Below are 19,041 nucleotides of genomic sequence, written 5' to 3' on the forward strand. Positions count from 1 at the left end.
AGGAGATTTAGCGTGGAACCAACTGTCGACCATTCCTCCATGTGGAGCCTTGTGAGCAATGCCAGCCTGGTAGTTCAGCTGGTCATGCTGACGCTGGTAGCGGCTTCGGTAACATCATGGGTCATGATTATCCAGCGTGCCAATGCCATCCGTGCAGCCAAACGTGCACTGGAGACTTTCGAGGAGCGTTTCTGGTCGGGTATCGACCTGTCCAAGCTTTACCGTCAGGCAGGCAGCAATCCTGACCCCGATTCAGGTGTCGAGCAGATCTTCCGTGCTGGCTTCAAAGAGTTTTCCAGGCTGCGTCAGCAGGCGGGGGTAGACCCTGACGCGGTGATGGAAGGCGTTCAGCGTGCCATGCGGGTCGCCATTTCTCGCGAAGAAGAGAAGCTTGAGCAAAGCCTGCCGTTCCTGGCTACCGTCGGCTCCACCAGTCCGTATGTAGGTCTGTTCGGTACCGTATGGGGCATCATGAACTCATTCCGCGGTCTGGCTACGGTACAGCAGGCTACGCTGGCTACCGTTGCGCCTGGTATTGCAGAAGCATTGATTGCAACCGCGATCGGTTTGTTTGCAGCGATTCCGGCCGTAGTGGCGTACAACCGGTTTGCTGCGCGCTCAGAGACACTGATCGGACGTTATTACACCTTTGCTGATGAGTTCCAGTCCATCCTGCATCGCAAAGTCCACACCAGCGACGAGTAATAGGTATCAACCATGTCCTCCAGGGGTAGACATAAGCGTAAGCCGGTTGCCGAAATGAACGTCGTACCTTACATCGATGTGATGCTGGTACTGCTGGTCATTTTCATGGTAACTGCGCCAATGATCAATCAAGGGGTCAAGGTCGACTTGCCTAATGCGGACAGCCAGCCCATGCCGCAGGATAACAACAAGCAGATCCTGACTATTTCTATCAAGGCGGACGGTACTTACTACTGGAATACAGGTAAGGAAGTCGAGACGGACCAGCAGCGTGACAGTGCCAGCGCTGTTGCCCTGCCTCAGTTGACGGAGCAGGTTACCAAGATCATGCGTGCAAGACCTGATACCCAGGTTTTCATCCGGGGTGACAAGGCTGTTAACTATGGGATAGTGGCAGCAGCCATGGGCGGCCTGCAGCAGGCAGGTGTACCCAATGTCGGGTTGATCACCGAGGCGCCTTGATGCAAGACCGTGAGCGTTCTCCTTCAGAGAGCTATTTCTGGCCTATCGTTTGGGCTGTGGCTCTCCATGTTGTCATTTTTGCCGCTCTGTTTGTGAGCTGGGCAATGGCACCGGAGCTGCCACAGTCCAAGCCAATTGTTCAGGCGACTCTGGTCCAGTTGAAATCCAAAAGCCCTGCTCAGGTGCAGACAGAGCAGAAGCTGGCTGGAGAGGCCAAAAAAACGTCTTCTCGCCAGTATGAAGTCGAGCAGATGGAGCAGAAGAAAGCAGAGCAGCAGGCCCAGGCCGCTGCTGCGGCGGCGGCAGCCGCCAAAGCTGCGGAACAAAAGAAAGCTGAGGACGCTCGAAAGGCGCAGCAGGTAGAAGCTGCCCAGAAAGCCGCTGAAGCCAAGGCCGAAGCGGCAAAAGCTGAGGCCGCAGCAAAGGCTGAAAAGGCAGCTCAGGAAAAAGCCGCCGCAGAGCAGCAGCGCAAATCTGAATTGGCAAAAAAACAGGCTGAGGAGGCTGCTCAGAAAAAGGCAGCCGCTGAAGAAGCTAAGAAGAAAGCAGCGGAAGACGCACAAAAGAAAGCGGCTGAAGCGGCAGAGAAAAAAGCAGCCGCTGAAGAAGCTAAAAAGAAAGCAGCTGAAGAGGCCAAGAAAAAAGCGGCCGAGCAGGCGAAAGCCAAAGCTGCTGAGGACGCCAAGAAAAAGGCAGCTCAGGCTGCCGCACGCAAGGCAGCAGAGGATAAGAAAGCACAGGCGTTGGCTGAGCTTCTTTCCGATGACACGCAGCGACAGCAGGCAATGGCTGATGAGGTAGGCGATGAGGTAGCGTCGAACTTTGATGACCTTATCGTGCGTCTGGTCAGTGAGCAATGGCGCCGCCCGCCATCTGCCCGCAACGGTATGAGTGTGGAAGTGCAAATTGAAATGCTACCTGACGGAACGGTAACCAATGCCAGTGTGACCCGGTCTAGCGGTGATTCTGCTTTCGATAGCTCGGCAGTGGCTGCCGTGCGCAACGTAGGACGCATACCTGAAATGCAACAGCTTGATCGCGCGACGTTCGACCAGCTTTATCGCAAGCGTCGCATTATCTTCAAACCGGAGGATTTGAGTCTGTGAATAACCTGATTCGTATCGTTCTGCTGGGATTCATGTTCCTGGTAGGCGCTGCCCATGCTGCCGACCCCCTGGTGGTATCCAGTGGCAATGACAAAGCCATCCCGATTGCAGTCGTGCCTTTTGGCTGGCAGGGTGGTCAACCACTGCCTGATGATATGGCCAATATCATTGGTAACGATCTGCGTAATTCCGGCTCTTTTGCTCCCATCGACCGGCAGAACATGCTTAGCCTGCCGACTCAGGCAAGCGAAGTGTCCTACAAGGATTGGCAGGCACTAGGGGTCAGCTATGTGCTGATCGGCAATATCGTGCCCAGTGGTGGTCGTCTGCAAATCCAATATGCACTGTTTAACATCGCTACACAGCAGCAGGTCATGACGGGTAGCGTAGGCGGGGGTACTGATCAGCTGCGCGACATGGCTCACTATATTTCCGATCAGTCATTCGAAAAGCTGACCGGTATCAAGGGCGCGTTCTCTACGAAGCTCCTGTACGTCACTGCCGAGCGTTTTTCCCAGAACAACACTCGTTATACCCTGCAGCGTGCAGACTATGACGGTGCTCGTTCCGTGACACTCCTACAGTCTCGTGAACCAATCCTGTCGCCTCGTTTTGCTCCTGATGGCAAGCGTATCGCCTATGTTTCCTTTGAACAGCAGCGTCCACGTATCTTTCTGCAGTACGTAGATACAGGTCGTCGTGAGCAGCTCACCAATTTCGAAGGATTGAATGGCGCTCCGGCTTTTTCTCCGGACGGTAACCGCCTGGCGTTCGTGCTGTCGCGCGATGGAAACCCTGAGATTTATGTGATGGACCTGAATTCGCGTCAGATTCGTCGCGTTACCAACGACTCTGCGATTGATACCGAGCCGTTCTGGGGGCGTGATGGGCAGACTATCTATTTCACTTCAGACCGTTCCGGAAAACCACAGATCTATAAAACCAATGTTAGCGGCGGTGGGGCAGAGCGCGTTACATTCGTAGGCAACTACAATGCGAACCCTAAACTGTCTGCCGATGAAAAAACGCTGGTAATGGTGCATCGTCAGGAAGGTTTCACCAACTTCCAGATTGGTGCCCAGGATCTTCAGCGTGGCAGCGTCCGGGTGCTCTCCAACACCAGTCTTAACGATTCGCCTACTGTTGCGCCAAATGGCACCATGGTAATCTACGCGTCCCGCCAGCAGGACCGAGGCGTACTGATGCTTGTATCCATCAACGGACGTGTGCGTATTACGCTACCCACCACCCAAGGCGATGTTCGCGAGCCTTCTTGGTCCCCTTACCTGAACTGACGGCAATATAATCTGTTCTATACAAAACACTTTGCGGTTCTTTAGGAGTTAACGATGGAAATGCTGAAATTCGGCAAGTTCGCTGCTCTGGCTTTGGCCATGGCCGTTGCAGTAGGTTGTTCTTCCAAGGGTGGTGATGCTTCTGGTGAAGGTGCTGGCGCTGGCGCCGGTGCTGTCGATCCAAACGCAGGCTATGGCGCTAACGCCGGTGCCGTTGATGGCAGCATGAGCGACGAAGCTGCTCTGCGTGCTATCACTACATTCTATTTCGAATACGACAGCTCCGATCTAAAGCCGGAAGCCATGCGCGCTCTGGACGTTCATGCTCGTGATCTGAAGACTAGTGGTCAGCGCGTTGTACTGGAAGGCCATACTGACGAGCGCGGTACTCGTGAGTACAACCTGGCTCTGGGCGAGCGTCGTGCCAAGGCTGTTCAGCGTTACCTCGTACTGCAGGGCGTTTCTCCGGCTCAGCTGGAACTCGTTTCCTATGGTAAAGAGCGTCCTGCTGCTATCGGTCATGACGAGCAGTCCTGGGCTCAGAACCGTCGCGTTGAGCTGAAGAAGTAAGATCTATGCCGAAGCGCCTGTTTGTACTGACATCGTTGGCTCTGTGCACTTCCGTTGTATGGGCACAGGTACCGGTTCAGGAAGGGGGATATGGTGGGAGCGGTTCTACTCCCGGCTATAGCACCCAAGGCGCTGCCTATGCAGGGGATGGGGGCGCTAGCGCCCCTGTCTCTGCACAGGGGCAGCTCTTCATGCAATTGCAGCAGATGCAGGATGATATAGCGCGCCTGCGTGGTCAGGTTGAAGAGCAGCAAAATGAAATCAATCAGCTAAAACAGCAAGGACTGGAACGTTACCAGGACCTTGATCGCCGAATTTCTGCAAGTGCTTCTTCTGGAGCGCCAGCGAATGCCACTGGTGGTAATGATGCTGGTTCGTCTGCAGGGGCTATCAATGCGAACGCCGCACCTGTTCCGCCAGCTTCTCAGGCCAACAGCGAGCCTGGTGATCCCGCAAAGGAAAAGCTGTATTACGATGCGGCCTTTGATCTGATCAAGGCAAAGGATTTTGCCAAGGCAAGCCAAGCCTTTACAGCGTTTCTGCGTAAGTATCCCAATAGCCAGTATGCGGGAAATGCCCAATATTGGTTAGGCGAAGTCAATATGGCTTCCGGGGATTTACAAGCCGCAGGACAGGCGTTTGCACGCGTAAGTCAGGCTTACCCAAATCATCCCAAGGTTCCAGACTCTCTTTACAAGCTGGCTGGTGTTGAGCAGCGGCTTGGAAATCGAGACAAGGCTAAAGCAATGTACCAACAGGTCATTGCGCAGTATCCTGGATCGTCTGCCGCACAATTAGCCCAGCGTGATCTCAAAAACCTGCCCTAACGGCAGGTTTTTTCGTTAGAATTCGCCTCCCTTTTTTCGCAACGGAGGCGGACGGCCTGTATCGCTGTCACGCCCGTGGCCTACATGCAACAAAACACTCTGCGTATTACCGAGATTTTCTACTCGCTGCAGGGGGAAACACGAACAGCTGGCTTGCCAACTGTTTTCGTGCGCCTTACAGGCTGTCCCTTGCGTTGCCAATATTGCGATACGGCTTATGCCTTCAGCGGCGGCCAGATCATGTCGCTGGACGAAATCGTTGAGCGTGTCGCTCAGTATAAGCCTCGCTATGTGTGTGTAACAGGAGGCGAGCCGCTTGCCCAGCCAAACTGCTTACCCCTGCTAGAGCGCCTATGTGACGCTGGCTATGAGGTGTCACTTGAAACCAGTGGTGCGCTCGACGTCGCGCCTGTAGATCGGCGAGTCGTCAAGGTCGTCGATCTGAAGACGCCCGGCTCTGCTGAAGTCTCTCGCAATCTGTACGACAACATTGATCATCTTACGCCAAACGATCAGGTGAAGTTCGTAATTTGCTCACGTGAAGATTACGAGTGGGCTGTGTTTAAGCTGATTCAGTATCGCCTTGATGAGCGGGTGGATGAGGTGTTGTTTTCCCCTAGCCATCAGCAGGTTACCCCGCGTCAGTTGGCTAAGTGGATTGTAGAAGACAACCTGCCGGTACGCTTTCAGCTGCAGCTGCATAAAATTCTTTGGAATGACGAGCCAGGACATTGATATGAACCAGAAAAAAGCCGTTATCTTGCTGTCTGGTGGCCTGGATTCTGCCACGGTTGTCGCCATGGCTCGGGCTGAGGGCTTTGCCTGCTACACCATGAGCTTTGATTATGGGCAACGTCATAGAGCCGAGCTCAAGGCCGCTGAACGTGTGGCAACTCAATTGGGTGTGGTCGAACACAAAGTGATTGGTTTGAACCTGAATGGTATTGGCGGCTCGGCGTTGACCGATAGCGCTATCGATGTGCCGGAAGCACCTACCGAGGGTATTCCTGTCACCTATGTACCTGCCCGTAATACCGTTTTTCTTTCGCTTGCCTTGGGTTGGGCTGAGGTGCTCGAGGCTCAGCATATCTTTATTGGTGTTAATGCGGTGGATTACTCAGGCTATCCAGATTGCCGCCCTGAATTTGTCGAGTCCTTTGAGCGTATGGCTAATCTTGCCACCAAGGCGGGCGTTGAGGGCAATGGCTTTAAAATCATTGCACCGCTCCAGTTCATGTCAAAGGCTGAGATTATCCAGTGGGGCGTCGCGAATGGGGTGGACTACTCCCTAACCGTCTCCTGCTACAAGGCTGACGACGAAGGGCGTGCCTGTAGGCGATGTGACAGTTGCCGCTTGCGTGCAGAGGGTTTCCGTGCGGCACACCTTGAGGATCCAACGCGATATTTTTAAAAAAGTTGCGCTAGGGTATTGATTATCCAGAAGAAATCATTATTATAGCACTCGCTTTCGGGGTCGTTAGCTCAGTCGGTAGAGCAGTTGGCTTTTAACCAATTGGTCGTAGGTTCGAATCCTACACGACCCACCATTTTCCTCCCCTTGTTGTTTCGTTAGATCGCCGCTTCCTGGCGATACACTCCTTCTGTCCCTTTAGCGTTTGGGTGTAGCGAGCATGTCGCAAATCTCGGAACGACTTCTGGTTCAAGCCCATCTCGCGGCTAAGCAGCCTAAAATTTTAAGTGCAGCTGAAACAGAGCATTTTAGCCATGCCATTGCGGCTGAGCTCAAAGCGCGTGACGCTGTTCTACTTGCGCATTACTATACCGATCCCATTCTGCAAGCGCTTGCCGAGGGAACGGGCGGGTGCGTGGCAGACTCGCTCGAAATGGCACGCTTTGGTAACCAGCATAAGGCCTCTACAGTCGTGGTGGCTGGGGTGCGTTTCATGGGAGAAACTGCCAAGATTCTGAATCCCGAGAAGCGAGTGCTCATGCCTACGCTGGAGGCTACTTGTTCACTGGATATCGGATGCGGAGCTCAGGAGTTCGCTGCGTTCTGCGATAAGCATCCCGAGCGGACGGTAGTGGTTTATGCCAATACTTCAGCTGCCGTAAAAGCCAGGGCAGATTGGGTTGTAACCTCTGGCTGTGCCCTAGATATCGTTGAGCACCTGATGGATAACGGCGAACCTATTCTTTGGGCGCCGGACCGTCATCTAGGCCGCTACATTCAGCGGGAAACAGGTGCCGATATGCTGCTTTGGGATGGCGCTTGCATCGTTCATGAGGAGTTCAAGTCTTCTCAGCTGACTGATATCAAATCGCTCTATCCTGATGCTGCGGTTCTGGTGCATCCCGAATCTCCTGAGGCGGTGATCGAGCTGGCGGACATGGTTGGCTCGACCAGTCAAATGATCAAGGCTGCACAGACGATGCCTAACTCGACGTTTATTGTCGCAACGGATAAAGGCATCTTTTATAAAATGCAGCAGTTGTGTCCTGACAAAGTATTCATTGAGGCGCCTACGGCGGGTAATGGTGCTGCTTGTCGTAGTTGTGCGCATTGCCCTTGGATGGCCATGAATACCTTGGAGCGTACGCTGGCCTGTTTGCAGGAGGGTAGCGGTGAGGTTCTGGTTGATCCTTCCCTGATACCTAGGGCAGTAAAACCACTCAAGCGCATGCTGGACTTTACCCAGGCAGCAAGATTAAGGCAGACAGGAAACGCCTGATGGGCGTTTCCTGTCCTGTTTCCTGTCACAGGATTTCTTCAGCAGTTCGCTTTTGCGTAATCATTTCCTGCTGACGTGCATCTATCCGCGCCGCTAACTGAAAATTATTTGAAGCACGCTGTTTTGCAAATCCCAGCTGCTGTATGGCCTGATCATAATCACCTGTCAGGGCAAAGTATTCGGCACGGGCCTGATGGACCTCTATCAGCTGACCCGCTTGGCCGCGCACCTCTGCAGCCCGGTACCATACATCAGGGTCCAGTGGGCGCGCTTTGATTACCTTGTCCAGTAAAGCGCTGGCATCCTTGGGCTTATCGAGCTTAACCAGTAGATCGGCTTGTAGCATGTTGACCGCGAAGTTATCGGGATACATTTCCATCATTCTCGCTACGCGCTTTTGTGCGTCAGGCAGCCGGTTATTGGTAATGTCGAGCTCGATCTGGGCCAGGTTGTACGTGACATCGTTTGGAGAGGCATCCAGTAAAGGCTTAAGCGTTTCGCGTGCTTCATTAAGTTGGCCGAGGCGAGTCAAGCCAACAGCAAGGCCATAACGTGCTGCTTCCAACTTTGGGTTTTCATCCAACATGGCACGAAAGCGCTTGACGGCTATGCCTGGAGTTTCCTCGAAAAGCAGCTGAACCCTTGCGCGCATCAGTTGATACTGCAGGCTGTCTTCTCGTCCTCCTGCGGGATACTGATCTGCACGGTTACGAGTATCTGCAACGCGATCCTCTGTTACCGGGTGGGTAAGGAGAAATTCGGGTGGTCGCTGATCGTAACGGTATTGCCTAGCCAATCGGCTAAACATATTGGGCATGCCTCGTGGGTCATAGCCAGCCTTAGCCAAGTTGATCAGGCCTACCCGGTCCGCTTCCTGCTCGTTCTGACGAGAGAAGCGGAGCTGACTTTGTATGGCGGCTGCCTGTGTAGAGGCAATCGCTGCGATACCGGCATCACCACCGCCAGCAGCAGCGGCTACAATGCCGGCCAGCATGGCTGCCATCAACGGTAGTTGCATGCGCTTCTGATTTTCGACGCCTCGTGCAAAGTGCCGCTGGCTCAGGTGGGCTAATTCGTGCGCGAGGACGCCTGCATACTCAGCTTCGGTCTGGGCATACAGGAATAGCCCCCCATTGACGCCTACGACCCCACCGGGGGCAGCAAATGCGTTAATTTGTGGGTCTTTGATCAGGATGAATACGAGGCGATGATCTTGAATCTGGCTCGTCTCGGCCAGTCTATAAACACTGCTTTCCACGAACTGCTTGAGTTGTGGGTCGGTCAGTGTCGTGACTTGCCCCCTGAGCATACTCAACCAAGTGCGGCCAAGCTGAAACTCCTGTTCAGGAGAGACAACTGAAGAGCTTGCATCCCCTAGCGACGGTAGATCAGTGGCTGCGGGAGCGGGTACAGCTATCAGGCAGGACAGACCAAGAAGGGCAGGGCGCAAAAATTTCATAGGGGCGCTCATGACTGCAAAACCCTTACTTTATCTGTCCCCACAGCTGCTGCCTAGCGATGAAAGGCTGTGAACGTTATCCTTGGAATTTATGGAGTTTTCTTATGAGTGAATCCAGTACTTATACAGGGCCGTGTGATGCGGAGCTGGATGCCAGTGGATTAAGTTGCCCACTGCCATTGCTGAAAGCCAAAATGGAACTGAACCGCTTGGCCTCTGGCTCGGTATTGAAGGTCACGGCAACGGATGCCGGCTCGCAGCGTGATTTCAGGACCTTTGCCCAGTTGTCAGGGCATGCATTGATCGGCGAGCAGGCACAGGAAAACGTATTTCATTATTGGTTGCGCAAGGCATGAAGTGCAGGGAGGCAGAAGCCTCCCTTGGAAATCAACTGTTCAGGGCCTGGGCCTCTGCTAGAACGTCTTCCACGTGTCCCGGGACCTTTACCCCACGCCATTCCCGGCGAAGAATCCCTTCCTTGTCGATCAGGAAGGTACTGCGGTCAACTCCCATATACTCCTTGCCGTACAGCTTCTTCAATTTGATCACATCAAACAGCGTACACAGCGCTTCTGATTTGTCACTGATCAGATCAAATGGAAATGCCTGCTTGGCTTTGAAGTTTTCATGGGACTTGATGCCGTCGCGGGAGACACCAATTATTACGGTATTGGCAGCCTGGAATGCCTCGTAATGATCGCGAAACCCCTGGCCTTGGGTTGTGCAGCCCGGCGTGCTGTCTTTGGGATAAAAATACAATACAACCTGCCGACCCCTGAACGTGTCGAGCGACAGGTCCTTTCCGCCAGTAGCAGCCGCTATGAAATCGGGAACGGGTTGATCAACGGTAACTGTCATGTTCGTTTCTTCACTTAGCTTACTGGATTACGGGTTCTGAGGTCGCCAGGGCTCGATCAGCGCGTCAAGGTTCAGTGCGTCCGCAAAGTCCAGGAATTGATCCCGTAGCCAACTGATCTGAGTACCGGCTGGCAGAATGACCGTAATGGTCGCTGTCAGCATGGTGCCGCCTGTCTGGGGCGCCTGATAAGTATCGCAAACCAGGCTTTCTACCTCTATGCGATGGTCGGTAAAGAACTGGCAGAGTTCATTGAGAATATCCGAGCGATAGGCCGCACTGACATAAACGACGTACGGTAGGGCTTGCGCTCGGTTTTCCAACGCTGCGCTACGTGTTACACCAATCGTGAAACCTTGTCGCTTTGCCAGAGCAGGTAAACTGGACTCCAGTCGAGCCAGGCCGTCCCAGTTGCCGGACACTTGAAGGATCAGTGCGCTGAATTCGCCGTGTCGGCTCAGGCGGCTGCTGACGACCGCGCAGCGGCTTTCCAAACACGTGCGATAGAGCACATTGGTTAGCTCCATAGGGTTGGAGCCCAGCGCGCTGATAACTAGAAATTGCTCACGAGGCGGTGGTGTAGCAGACATTCAGTGTTTCCTGATGATGAAACCGGTAGACCGGCCAAAACCGAAGGGTAGCGAAAAGCGCGTTGTTGGGGAATGCCTTACCGGAGCTTGGCTTGTGCAAGGCTGGTAGCGTCAGTACCATTACGGGTCTCTTTTCTCGGCAGGAGCGGTTGCATGATCACAGGCAGTATGGTGGCGCTGGTCACGCCCATGGATGCACAGGGGCATCTGGACTGGTCCAGCCTGACCAAGCTGGTTGATTTTCATCTGACCGAAGGCACCAATGCCATCGTTGCGGTCGGAACAACTGGCGAGTCCGCCACTCTGGATGTAGAAGAACACACCGAGGTCATTCGCCGTGTAGTCAAACAGGTGGCTGGCCGTATTCCCGTCATTGCAGGGACGGGCGGCAATTCCACGCGTGAGGCGGTTGATCTAACGCAGGCGGCCAAGGATGCAGGTGCGGACGCTTGCCTGCTGGTTACGCCTTACTACAACAAGCCAACCCAGGAAGGCCTGTATCAGCATTTCCGGCATATCGCCGAATCCGTAGCGATTCCTCAGATCCTTTACAATGTGCCCGGTCGTACGGCCTGTGACATGTTGGCCGAGACGGTGGAACGGCTTTCGACAGTGCCGAATATCGTTGGTATCAAGGAAGCGACAGGCGATTTGCAGCGCGCCCGTGACATTCTGGATCGTGTGAGCAGCGATTTCATGCTGTACTCCGGAGATGATGCCACGGCTGTTGAACTGATGTTGATGGGCGGCAAAGGCAATATTTCTGTTACAGCCAACGTGGCGCCCCGTGACATGAGCGAACTTTGCGCGGCTGCCCTGCGTGGCGACGCCGAGACTGCTCGTGCGCTTAATGAAAAATTGATGCCTCTGCACAAGAACCTGTTCATCGAGTCCAATCCGATCCCGGTCAAGTGGGCGTTGCATGAAATGGGAATGATGCCTGAGGGTATCCGTCTTCCTCTGACCTGGTTGAGTCCGCGCTGTCATGAGCCGCTTCGCCAGGCAATGCGTCAGTCCGGTGTGCTGGCCTGATGGAGAATTTACGCATGAAGCGACTGGCTGGACTAACAACCCTTGCCGTAGTAATCAGCACGACCAGTGGGTGTGGCTGGCTATGGGGCGAGCACGGGTATTTTCGTGATCGCAGTAATGATTATCTGGAGTCGCGTCAAACGGCTCCGATGCAGGTTCCGACTGATGTTCAGGCCAAGTCCTTGCAGCCCCTGCTACCCATTCCCGCTAACGTAGCGGATACCCAGGATCATCCTGCAGAGTTCGAGGCTCCACGGCCTCAAGCATTGGCTGTCCAGGCTGATACGGGTAGCTATAGCCTGCAGCGCAATGGTAAGGCTCGCTGGATCGTCGCTCAAAAGCAGCCTGCCGAGATCTGGCCGGTGGCCAATCAGTTCTTTACCGATAATGGCTTCGTGATTGGTGAGGCACGTCCGCAGACCGGTGAGTTCACGACACGCTGGCAACCTTTGACCGACCTGACGACACCGTTGGCTCGCAGCTTGAGCACAGGTGGTGATATCGAGCCGGGCTCCGAAACACGTATTCGGGTGCGGATCGAGCCAGGGGTTTCCAGCAACACCAGTGAAATCTTTGTACAAAGCCAGACGCGCAGGACTGGCAGCAGCAGTGAGCCGAACTGGTCTTCTCGTTCGGATACATCGGCCTTCGATGCAGCCCTGCTGAATGAAATGGTAACCAGTCTGGCAAGTGCCGATACCCAAGGTGGTTCAGTATCTCTGTTGGCTGCTGGTTCCTACGATACGCCTGAGCGGGTCTCCTATACGAGAGATGGCAATGGCGACCCGATGCTGAGCCTGACGAGCGACTTTGATCGTGCCTGGTCCAGTGTCGGTCGTGCCCTGGAAGGCGCTAACATACGCGTTGACGATATGGACCGTAGCTTGGGGGTGTACTACATCAATCTGGCTGAGGGTGCACGCAAGCCCAACGAGGACAAGCCTGGGTTCTTCAAGCGCCTGTTTGGTCATGAGCCCTCCAAGGAAGAAGAAAACGCTCGTGCCGAGCGTTATCAGGTTCGTCTGACCAATGTAGGCGATGCTGTTCAAGTCACGCTGGATAAAGACATCAACACCGTAGCGCCAGCCGATATGGCCGAGACGGTGCTGAAAAAGCTACAGACGAGCATGCAATATGCGCTTCGCGGTCCTGGGCAGCGGGAGCCGGGGGAATTCAACCCTGGTTCACAGCCATAACACCTACATACTGATCGATTGCGGTTTTCCGCTACGTGAAACGATAAGACGCCTGGCTCGCCTGGGCGTCGAACCTACACAACTCGATGCCATTCTCGTTACCCATGAGCATTCCGACCATGTTCATGGGGTCGAGCTGTTATCGCGTCGTTATGGGATTCCGGTTTATCTGACCGAGGGTACAGTGCGCGGCTTACGCAAGCCTATTGCTGCTACAACGGTACTGGCAGCAGGCGATACGCTAGAGTTAGAAGCCATTGAGATCAAAAGCGTTCCTGTGTCTCATGATGCATACGATCCGACACAGTTCGTCTTCTTTGATGGCCGGCGTCGCTTGGGTGTGCTTACCGATCTGGGCGAGGCTACAACGACAGTACTGGAGTGTTATCGTGATCTGGACGCCCTGGTGATCGAGGCGAACCACGACCGGCAGATGCTAGATGAAGGTTTGTACCCCTATTTTCTGAAAGCGCGGGTCAGTGGATCACACGGTCATTTAAGTAATCAACAGGCGGCCTCGCTGGTTTGCCGCTTGCAATGCGATGCCCTGCAGCATCTTGTGTTGGCGCATCTGAGTGAAAAGAACAATCGGCCGCATCTGGCTCGGCAAACGTTCGTCGACACCCTGGGGTGCGATGCGGACTGGCTGCAGGTCGCCGATCAGCACGAAGGTCTTGGTTGGCAGCTCATTGCCTGAACCTTCGATTATTTAAAAGCGGAGCCATCATGGAAAAACGCACCGAACTCTACCGCGGCAAAGCCAAGTCTGTGTTCACGACGGACAACCCGGATCGTCTCATTCTTCTCTTTCGCAATGATACGTCTGCGTTCGACGGTCAAAAGGTAGAGCAGCTTGATCGTAAAGGCATGGTGAACAACAAGTTCAACGCCTTCATCATGCAAAAGCTTGAGGCAGCAGGGATTCCAACCCAATTCGATGCGTTGCTTGCGGACAATGAATGTCTGGTTAAAAAGCTCGACATGATTCCTGTGGAGTGTGTGGTTCGTAACTATGCTGCTGGTAGCCTAGTGCGTCGCCTGGGTGTTGAGGAAGGGCTGGAGCTTTCCCCGCCTACGTTTGAACTGTTCCTCAAGAATGATGCATTGCACGATCCCTTTATCAACGAAACCCATGTCTATGCGTTTGGTTGGGCTACGCCTGAACAGCTGTCTCGCATGAAAGAGCTGACGTTCCAGGTGAACGACGTGCTGAAAGAGCTGTTCGATGACGCAGGGCTGCTGCTGGTGGATTTCAAGCTGGAGTTTGGTGTGCATCATGGCCAGATTGTGCTGGGCGATGAGTTCAGCCCTGATGGCTGCCGTCTATGGGATAAGGAAACCCGTAAGAAGATGGACAAGGATCGCTTTCGCCAAGGGCTGGGTGACGTTATCGAGGCCTATGAAGAAGTGGCTAACCGCTTAGGCGTACCGCTCTAAGGTTGGCAGGCGGCTTTTGCAAACGCCTGATAATGGTAGAAATTTTGCATTCAAGGCTTCGCCTGACGCATTTCAGCTGTTATCATGCGCTGCATTGGAGAGGTGCCGGAGTGGCCGAACGGGACGGATTCGAAATCCGTTGAGTCAGCAATGGCTCCTAGGGTTCAAATCCCTATCTCTCCGCCATATTAAAAAGCCCCGCAGTTATGCTGCGGGGCTTTTTAATTTCTATACAGCTCAAATCAAATTATTTTCTTTTTTCCACGCCTCGAAGTGTTCGAGCTCAAGACGTATGTCTTCTCCTTTTTCAAGGGATTCTTGCATTGAGCGGATACGGATCAGGCGCTCATGCATGGCCTCCGGGATATCGAGACCTTCCTCCTGATGCGCTTTGATTTCATTTACACCTTCGTCCAACGCATTAGAAAGGTGTTGTTTCAGGTCAGCGATATTGTGGGAAGTCGTGTCGATCATGGGCGCTCCGGTAACGGGTGTATTGCTCAGCCTAGGCGATAGGAACGAAAGCTGTGAAAAGCTAGGACGTCCATGCCTAGCGAGGCAACCAAAGGGCAAAGAGATAGACTTGCCCTTTGGTTAATGGTGTCAGGGTTGCGCATTAGCTGGTGGTTGCTGATAGAGGTCGAGTAGTTTCAGCGTGACACCGTTGGTCCAGCCAAAGCCATCCTGCAGTTTGTACTCACCACCGCCACCTCCCTGGCTTGAACCCTCCACATCATATTTCTCGACCAGTTTGTGCTCTTTAGTGAACAGCGTCTGCACCTGATCAAGGAAACCCTGGCCGATGGTTCTGGCTAGATCCTGCTGGTCATAGCGGCGCAAGCCTTCTACGGCGATCCATTGAAGCGGAGCCCAGCCATTGGGAGAGTCCCACTGCTGTCCGTTATGGATTTGCGTAGTGACAAGCCCACCGGTTTTGACCAGATTCTTTTCAACAGTCAATGCGGTTTGCCGGGCTCTATCGGAATTGGCGATCCCTGCATAAAGAGGATAGAGCGAAGCGGCTGTGATCTGATCGCTGAGTTGATTCTTCTGCCAATCGTAGTCAGCGTAATAGCCCTTGTTGTTCCACAGGTGTTTCTCTATGGCAGCCTTTCGCGCTTCTGCACGCTGGCTGTAGCGTTGCGTACAAGTCGACATGGCGTTCTTTTCACAAGCAAGTGCAATTGTGGTTTCCAGATGATGGAGAAGGCTGTTGAGGTCTACCGGAACGATAGCGGTTGTACGGATAGTCGCGAGAGTTTTCCCATCACCCAGCCAGCGTGACGTGTAGTCCCAGCCACTTTCTGCCCCGGCTCGCAGGTCTCGGTAAACCTCATTGACCGGGCGATTAGCAGCCTTGGCTGCCGTTTCCTTGTCTTGCATGTAGGATTCCTGGCGAGGTGTATCGCTGGCATCCCAGTAGCGGTTGAATAGCGTACCGTCAGCCAGACGAACAACGTGCTGGGCAGCCTCGCCAGGCTTTAGCGTTTGCGAACCTTCCATCCAATAAGCGTATTCCTTTTGCAATTGCGGAAGGTAACGGCGATAGACTTCATCCCCCTCCGTCTTTGCCTCCAGTTCAACCATATAAGAGAAGAAGGGTGGCTGGGAGCGGCTCAGATAGTAGGTGCGATTGCCATTGGGGATATGGCCATAGGTATCGATCAGGTAGGCGAAGTTATCCAGCATCTGACGCGCCAACTTCGTTTGTCCACTCTCTACCAGGCCAAGCATGGTGAAGTAGGAGTCCCAATAGTACAGCTCGCGAAAGCGACCCCCCGGAACAACATAGGGGTAGGGTAGCGGCAGCATACTGCTATATGCCGGTACCTTCTCATAATGTCGTGTGAGTACAGGCCAGAGGTTATCGATATGTTCACGAATATCGGTACCTGTCTGAGGCTTTTGGGTTTCAGCAGCTCCTGATGGTTCGAAGTTGTCCGCCACAAAGCGTCTGAGATCAAAGCCAGGGTTGGCTCGTTTCGCCAAGTAGTCCGCCCGGATAGTGGCGGGAGGCCTTAGCGGTAGGGCATCGACAAAATGCTTTTGATCGTCGAACAACCATTGCTGCTGTACGGCTGCAAATAATTCCGGGTACGCCTGGTCTGGTGGGAGTGCCTGATGCTGTTGGGCATTTTGATAGCTCCACATCTCGGATCTGTCTGTAGCAGTGGCACAGGCACCCAACAGAACAACCGAAGCGGAAAAGGCCAGAAGCCGAGTGGATCGATAAGCGTGGCGGACGAGAGGAAATGTCATGGAAAACCCATTCTGATCATTCTCAACCATCGACCAGCTGATTATCCGGCAAGTTCGTCCAGTCAAGCTTTGTTTTTTGTTCGGCTATTGAAAACGGTCAGGTTCATTTTAAAGTTTTGCCCGCAATAGCCTTTTTCTTTTGCGGAGATTTACGCTTTTTTGATAAATGGCCAATTGCTATCAGGTAAGATAAGAAACCTTGTCTTTCGGTGTGCTTGACCGATGCATTTCTCTACTGTGAGTTATCGCTATTTGAAGGCCGGTACTATTTACCAGGTAGAAATTGACTCGCCTGCTTCTGGTCGCACTCAGGATATTTACGAGGCTGTTTTTCGTCATTTGGTCAATTTTGAAAGCGAACCAATCATTGTGGCCATGATGCTCAACAATGGTGGGAAGGCTGTTATCCAGAACAAGCGCTTCGATCCTGAGATCAAGACGACTCATATGGTCTCAACTATCGAGACACTTGAAATCTGCATGGATTATGAAAACTGGGTAGAAGTCATTCTGTTGCCCTTGCCTAGGGACTGACTGCACCCATCATTTTCTACCCCTCTACTACCTGTCTTGTCGGGTATGGCTCGGACGTTATGTTGACGTCATGGGTTTGTTATATGGCATCCTCTGGCCTACCAACCTTGCCAGGATGTGCCGATGAGCTCTACAGGTATAGTAATCGCTGCTGCACAGATCACGCCGGTTGGTCATGACATTCAAGCCAATGTCGAGCGCCATGTCTGTGTAATCGAACAGGCTGCTCGGCAAGGCGTCGACTTTCTTGTCTTTCCTGAACTGTCACTGACAGGGTATGAGCGGAAGACGGCTAGCCAGAATGCGTTGTTGCCCAATGACTCTCGCTTGGTGCCGTTGCGTAAGGCTACTGCTCAGACAGGCATATCAATCCTGGCAGGCATGCCGTTAAGTTCGACAGGGAAGCCGCTTATTGCGGCGCTGGTAATAGGTGCGGGGCGGGACGACGTGCTATATACCAAGCGATACCTGCACGAAGGTGAAGACCAGGCATTTCAGGCGGGAAGCGGTGGGCCACTGCTACTTCTTGAGAACGAGCGCATAGCCTTGGCCATATGTGCCGACACAAGTCACCCCGAGCATGCTGTAAGTGCGGCTCAGGCGGGTGCTTCTCTTTATGTCACCAGCGCTCTGATTACGCCAGGTGGTTTTGAAGCTGATACTGCGCAGCTAAGGTCATATGCGCAGATTCATGGCTTTCCTGTCCTGTTGGCTAACCATGTAGGCGAAACCGGTGGCTGGCTTGCGACCGGACGTAGTACGTTCTGGCTGCCTGATGGTGAAATTGTTATCCAGGCGCCACATGACCGTGAAGCGCTCGTAATCGCGTCCCGTAATGGTTCTACCTGGCAGGGGCGGGTGGTACTGCTGAGTTGAGACTACACCGTTACGGATTGTTGAAATACTGTGAGGTAGCCGCTCAGTACGAGCTGCATGAGCAATTTAGCGACAGGCGAAGACCTTGTTGCCAAGCATGAAGGAGCTTCCATGCGTATCTCTTTGTCCATTCTTGCGATTGTCACAAGCCTGGGTATGACACATTACACCTACGCTGATGAGGTGAAATGTCCCTATGATAAGCCTGTGATATTTGCAGGTCTCAACTGGGAGAGCGGCATGTTCGCCACTGAAGTGCTGCGCTTTCTGGTGGAAAAGGGCTATGGCTGCAAGACCGATGCGATTCCCGGCAATACAGTAACGATGGAAAATGCGCTGGCGCAAAACGATATTCAGGTAACAGGCGAGCAGTGGGCTGGCCGTAGCCCATTTTGGCGTGAGGCGGAGAAGGCCGGCAAGGTGTTCTCGGTTGGAGAAACGGTCAAGGGTGCTACGGAGGGATGGTGGGTTCCAGAATATCTGGTTAAGGGCGATTCGGCTCGTGGGATTGAGGCCAAGGCGCCTGAGCTGAGGTCTGTAACGGATTTGTCGCGATACAAGGATCTGTTCAAGGATCCTGAATCACCCGACAAAGGCCGTTTCTATAATTGCCCGACTGGCTGGACCTGTGAAATCGTCAATACGCAAAAGCTCAAGGCCTACAAGTTAACTGACAGTTTTACGAATTTCCGTACTGGAACCGGTCCAGCCCTGGACGCAGCCATCAGTACGGCTATCCGCAGAGGCGAGCCGATCGTGTTTTACTACTGGTCGCCTACGCCGTTGATGGGCCGCTTCAAGCTGATACAGCTTGAGGAGCCACCGTTCAGTCAGCAAGCCTGGGAAACACTTTCCGACTCCAAGAATCCCAGTCCTCTACCGTCCCGCTCGCTCCCTGCGAAGATTACGATCGGCATCTCGAAAGATCTGCATGACCAGGCACCTGAGCTTGTACAGCTGTTTGAAAAGGTGCAAATACCGCTTCCATTATTCAACAACATATTGGCCGAAATGGCGGAGAAACATAAGGATGCCGATGCGATGAGCCTAGCGTTCTTCAAGGAACATCGCGATATATGGTCTGCCTGGCTTTCGGCTGATGCCGCGGCGCGGGTGGATGCCGCCTTGAACGCACAGTGAGTATTTA

General features: G+C 53.5%; 22 protein-coding genes and 2 tRNA genes. 19 read left to right on the forward strand and 5 right to left on the reverse strand.

Features of this window, described 5'->3' with window-relative positions; translation table 11 throughout:
* Positions 1 to 12 precede the first annotated feature (12 nt).
* The 10 genes from tolQ to nadA all read left to right on the forward strand — a co-directional run bounded on the left by tolQ (position 13) and on the right by nadA (position 7,655).
* A complete protein-coding gene (gene tolQ / locus GM154_RS14975) occupies positions 13 to 705 on the forward strand; it encodes a protein TolQ (RefSeq protein ID WP_010795182.1) in 693 nt (230 codons plus the stop codon).
* Positions 706 to 717: 12 nt separating this feature from the next.
* Positions 718 to 1,167, forward strand: a complete 450-nt coding sequence (gene tolR / locus GM154_RS14980; protein WP_010795181.1) for a protein TolR — start codon at positions 718 to 720, stop codon at positions 1,165 to 1,167.
* Positions 1,164 to 2,273 carry a cell envelope integrity protein TolA gene (tolA, locus tag GM154_RS14985; RefSeq protein ID WP_026004016.1) on the forward strand — a complete coding sequence of 370 codons (1,110 nt, stop codon included), beginning with the start codon at positions 1,164 to 1,166 and terminating at the stop codon, positions 2,271 to 2,273. The genes tolR and tolA overlap by 4 nt, the downstream gene beginning before the upstream one ends.
* Complete coding sequence (gene tolB / locus GM154_RS14990; protein ID WP_019366311.1) at positions 2,270 to 3,568, forward strand: Tol-Pal system beta propeller repeat protein TolB; 1,299 nt, start codon at positions 2,270 to 2,272, stop codon at positions 3,566 to 3,568. Before tolA ends, tolB begins: the two co-directional genes overlap by 4 nt.
* 54 nt (positions 3,569 to 3,622) lie before the next feature.
* Entirely contained in the window at positions 3,623 to 4,138 is a 516-nt protein-coding gene (pal, locus tag GM154_RS14995) for a peptidoglycan-associated lipoprotein Pal (protein ID WP_010795178.1), read from the forward strand.
* 5 nt (positions 4,139 to 4,143) lie between these two features.
* Positions 4,144 to 4,965 carry a tol-pal system protein YbgF gene (ybgF, locus tag GM154_RS15000; protein WP_074824557.1) on the forward strand — a complete coding sequence of 274 codons (822 nt, stop codon included), beginning with the start codon at positions 4,144 to 4,146 and terminating at the stop codon, positions 4,963 to 4,965.
* A gap of 84 nt (positions 4,966 to 5,049) precedes the next feature.
* On the forward strand, positions 5,050 to 5,700 hold the full coding sequence (queE, locus tag GM154_RS15005; RefSeq protein WP_219652644.1) for a 7-carboxy-7-deazaguanine synthase QueE: 651 nt from the start codon (positions 5,050 to 5,052) through the stop codon (positions 5,698 to 5,700).
* Position 5,701: 1 nt separating this feature from the next.
* Positions 5,702 to 6,376 carry a 7-cyano-7-deazaguanine synthase QueC gene (queC, locus tag GM154_RS15010; RefSeq protein WP_219652645.1) on the forward strand — a complete coding sequence of 225 codons (675 nt, stop codon included), beginning with the start codon at positions 5,702 to 5,704 and terminating at the stop codon, positions 6,374 to 6,376.
* 60 nt (positions 6,377 to 6,436) lie between these two features.
* Positions 6,437 to 6,512 (forward strand) — tRNA-Lys (locus tag GM154_RS15015).
* A gap of 84 nt (positions 6,513 to 6,596) precedes the next feature.
* The gene (nadA, locus tag GM154_RS15020) at positions 6,597 to 7,655 is read left to right on the forward strand and encodes a quinolinate synthase NadA (RefSeq protein ID WP_219652646.1); all 1,059 of its coding nucleotides are present in this window, start codon (positions 6,597 to 6,599) and stop codon (positions 7,653 to 7,655) included.
* Between the two features lie 25 nt (positions 7,656 to 7,680).
* On the opposite strand, the gene GM154_RS15025 is transcribed toward nadA, so the two are convergent.
* On the reverse strand, positions 7,681 to 9,114 hold the full coding sequence (locus GM154_RS15025; protein WP_219652647.1) for a M48 family metalloprotease: 1,434 nt from the start codon (positions 9,112 to 9,114) through the stop codon (positions 7,681 to 7,683).
* Positions 9,115 to 9,218: 104 nt separating this feature from the next.
* On the opposite strand from GM154_RS15025, the gene GM154_RS15030 reads away from it, so the two are divergent.
* Complete coding sequence (locus tag GM154_RS15030) at positions 9,219 to 9,470, forward strand: sulfurtransferase TusA family protein (protein ID WP_010795172.1); 252 nt, start codon at positions 9,219 to 9,221, stop codon at positions 9,468 to 9,470.
* Between the two features lie 31 nt (positions 9,471 to 9,501).
* Here GM154_RS15030 and GM154_RS15035 read toward each other — a convergent pair whose 3' ends face one another.
* Together GM154_RS15035 and GM154_RS15040 are read right to left on the reverse strand one after the other, a co-directional pair.
* The gene (locus tag GM154_RS15035) at positions 9,502 to 9,972 is read right to left on the reverse strand and encodes a peroxiredoxin (RefSeq protein WP_010795171.1); all 471 of its coding nucleotides are present in this window, start codon (positions 9,970 to 9,972) and stop codon (positions 9,502 to 9,504) included.
* Between the two features lie 27 nt (positions 9,973 to 9,999).
* Positions 10,000 to 10,560, reverse strand: a complete 561-nt coding sequence (locus GM154_RS15040; protein ID WP_010795170.1) for a glycine cleavage system protein R — start codon at positions 10,558 to 10,560, stop codon at positions 10,000 to 10,002.
* Positions 10,561 to 10,713: 153 nt separating this feature from the next.
* On the opposite strand from GM154_RS15040, the gene dapA reads away from it, so the two are divergent.
* The 5 genes from dapA (at position 10,714) to GM154_RS15065 (ending at position 14,411) form a co-directional block, all read left to right on the forward strand.
* Positions 10,714 to 11,592 (forward strand): 4-hydroxy-tetrahydrodipicolinate synthase, encoded by an 879-nt coding sequence (dapA, locus tag GM154_RS15045; protein WP_010795168.1) that lies wholly within the window; start codon positions 10,714 to 10,716, stop codon positions 11,590 to 11,592.
* Positions 11,593 to 11,606: 14 nt separating this feature from the next.
* Positions 11,607 to 12,788 carry an outer membrane protein assembly factor BamC gene (bamC, locus tag GM154_RS15050; RefSeq protein ID WP_219652648.1) on the forward strand — a complete coding sequence of 394 codons (1,182 nt, stop codon included), beginning with the start codon at positions 11,607 to 11,609 and terminating at the stop codon, positions 12,786 to 12,788.
* The gene (locus tag GM154_RS15055; RefSeq protein ID WP_010795166.1) at positions 12,727 to 13,485 is read left to right on the forward strand and encodes an MBL fold metallo-hydrolase; all 759 of its coding nucleotides are present in this window, start codon (positions 12,727 to 12,729) and stop codon (positions 13,483 to 13,485) included. The genes bamC and GM154_RS15055 overlap by 62 nt, the downstream gene beginning before the upstream one ends.
* 29 nt (positions 13,486 to 13,514) lie before the next feature.
* Complete coding sequence (purC, locus tag GM154_RS15060; protein WP_219652649.1) at positions 13,515 to 14,225, forward strand: phosphoribosylaminoimidazolesuccinocarboxamide synthase; 711 nt, start codon at positions 13,515 to 13,517, stop codon at positions 14,223 to 14,225.
* A gap of 96 nt (positions 14,226 to 14,321) precedes the next feature.
* Positions 14,322 to 14,411 (forward strand) — tRNA-Ser (locus GM154_RS15065).
* A 51-nt stretch (positions 14,412 to 14,462) separates the two neighbouring features.
* On the opposite strand, the gene GM154_RS15070 is transcribed toward GM154_RS15065, so the two are convergent.
* Positions 14,463 to 14,699, reverse strand: a complete 237-nt coding sequence (locus GM154_RS15070) for a hypothetical protein (protein ID WP_010795164.1) — start codon at positions 14,697 to 14,699, stop codon at positions 14,463 to 14,465.
* 129 nt (positions 14,700 to 14,828) lie between these two features.
* Positions 14,829 to 16,484, reverse strand: coding sequence for an alpha,alpha-trehalase TreA (gene treA, locus GM154_RS15075; RefSeq protein WP_219652650.1), 1,656 nt, complete (start codon positions 16,482 to 16,484; stop codon positions 14,829 to 14,831).
* Between the two features lie 222 nt (positions 16,485 to 16,706).
* Between treA and GM154_RS15080 the strand changes: the two genes are divergently transcribed.
* The 3 genes from GM154_RS15080 to GM154_RS15090 all read left to right on the forward strand — a co-directional run bounded on the left by GM154_RS15080 (position 16,707) and on the right by GM154_RS15090 (position 19,034).
* Positions 16,707 to 17,018, forward strand: coding sequence for a hypothetical protein (locus GM154_RS15080; protein ID WP_019367186.1), 312 nt, complete (start codon positions 16,707 to 16,709; stop codon positions 17,016 to 17,018).
* Between the two features lie 123 nt (positions 17,019 to 17,141).
* On the forward strand, positions 17,142 to 17,894 hold the full coding sequence (locus GM154_RS15085) for a carbon-nitrogen hydrolase family protein (RefSeq protein ID WP_219652651.1): 753 nt from the start codon (positions 17,142 to 17,144) through the stop codon (positions 17,892 to 17,894).
* Positions 17,895 to 18,005: 111 nt separating this feature from the next.
* Positions 18,006 to 19,034 (forward strand): ABC transporter substrate-binding protein, encoded by a 1,029-nt coding sequence (locus tag GM154_RS15090; protein WP_219652652.1) that lies wholly within the window; start codon positions 18,006 to 18,008, stop codon positions 19,032 to 19,034.
* The last annotated feature ends 7 nt before the right edge of the window (positions 19,035 to 19,041 follow it).

The sequence above is a fragment of the Pseudomonas sp. MAG002Y genome (genome assembly GCF_019400845.1).
GTDB classification, from domain to species: Bacteria; Pseudomonadota; Gammaproteobacteria; order Pseudomonadales; family Pseudomonadaceae; genus Chryseomonas; species Chryseomonas luteola.

What these genes read in the sequence shown, in the direction of transcription:
- tolR (WP_010795181.1), top strand. Translation starts at nt 718, where the DNA reads ATGTCCTCCAGGGGTAGACATAAGCGTAAGCCGGTTGCCGAAATGAAC.
- bamC (WP_219652648.1), top strand. Translation starts at nt 11,607, where the DNA reads ATGAAGCGACTGGCTGGACTAACAACCCTTGCCGTAGTAATCAGCACG.
- GM154_RS15070 (WP_010795164.1), bottom strand. Translation starts at nt 14,699, where the DNA reads ATGATCGACACGACTTCCCACAATATCGCTGACCTGAAACAACACCTT.
- treA (WP_219652650.1), bottom strand. Translation starts at nt 16,484, where the DNA reads ATGACATTTCCTCTCGTCCGCCACGCTTATCGATCCACTCGGCTTCTG.
- GM154_RS15040 (WP_010795170.1), bottom strand. Translation starts at nt 10,560, where the DNA reads ATGTCTGCTACACCACCGCCTCGTGAGCAATTTCTAGTTATCAGCGCG.
- GM154_RS15035 (WP_010795171.1), bottom strand. Translation starts at nt 9,972, where the DNA reads ATGACAGTTACCGTTGATCAACCCGTTCCCGATTTCATAGCGGCTGCT.
- GM154_RS15055 (WP_010795166.1), top strand. Translation starts at nt 12,727, where the DNA reads ATGCGCTTCGCGGTCCTGGGCAGCGGGAGCCGGGGGAATTCAACCCTG.
- dapA (WP_010795168.1), top strand. Translation starts at nt 10,714, where the DNA reads ATGATCACAGGCAGTATGGTGGCGCTGGTCACGCCCATGGATGCACAG.
- GM154_RS15090 (WP_219652652.1), top strand. Translation starts at nt 18,006, where the DNA reads ATGCGTATCTCTTTGTCCATTCTTGCGATTGTCACAAGCCTGGGTATG.
- GM154_RS15025 (WP_219652647.1), bottom strand. Translation starts at nt 9,114, where the DNA reads ATGAAATTTTTGCGCCCTGCCCTTCTTGGTCTGTCCTGCCTGATAGCT.
- queE (WP_219652644.1), top strand. Translation starts at nt 5,050, where the DNA reads ATGCAACAAAACACTCTGCGTATTACCGAGATTTTCTACTCGCTGCAG.
- GM154_RS15080 (WP_019367186.1), top strand. Translation starts at nt 16,707, where the DNA reads ATGCATTTCTCTACTGTGAGTTATCGCTATTTGAAGGCCGGTACTATT.
- GM154_RS15085 (WP_219652651.1), top strand. Translation starts at nt 17,142, where the DNA reads ATGAGCTCTACAGGTATAGTAATCGCTGCTGCACAGATCACGCCGGTT.
- nadA (WP_219652646.1), top strand. Translation starts at nt 6,597, where the DNA reads ATGTCGCAAATCTCGGAACGACTTCTGGTTCAAGCCCATCTCGCGGCT.
- ybgF (WP_074824557.1), top strand. Translation starts at nt 4,144, where the DNA reads ATGCCGAAGCGCCTGTTTGTACTGACATCGTTGGCTCTGTGCACTTCC.
- pal (WP_010795178.1), top strand. Translation starts at nt 3,623, where the DNA reads ATGGAAATGCTGAAATTCGGCAAGTTCGCTGCTCTGGCTTTGGCCATG.
- GM154_RS15030 (WP_010795172.1), top strand. Translation starts at nt 9,219, where the DNA reads ATGAGTGAATCCAGTACTTATACAGGGCCGTGTGATGCGGAGCTGGAT.
- queC (WP_219652645.1), top strand. Translation starts at nt 5,702, where the DNA reads ATGAACCAGAAAAAAGCCGTTATCTTGCTGTCTGGTGGCCTGGATTCT.
- purC (WP_219652649.1), top strand. Translation starts at nt 13,515, where the DNA reads ATGGAAAAACGCACCGAACTCTACCGCGGCAAAGCCAAGTCTGTGTTC.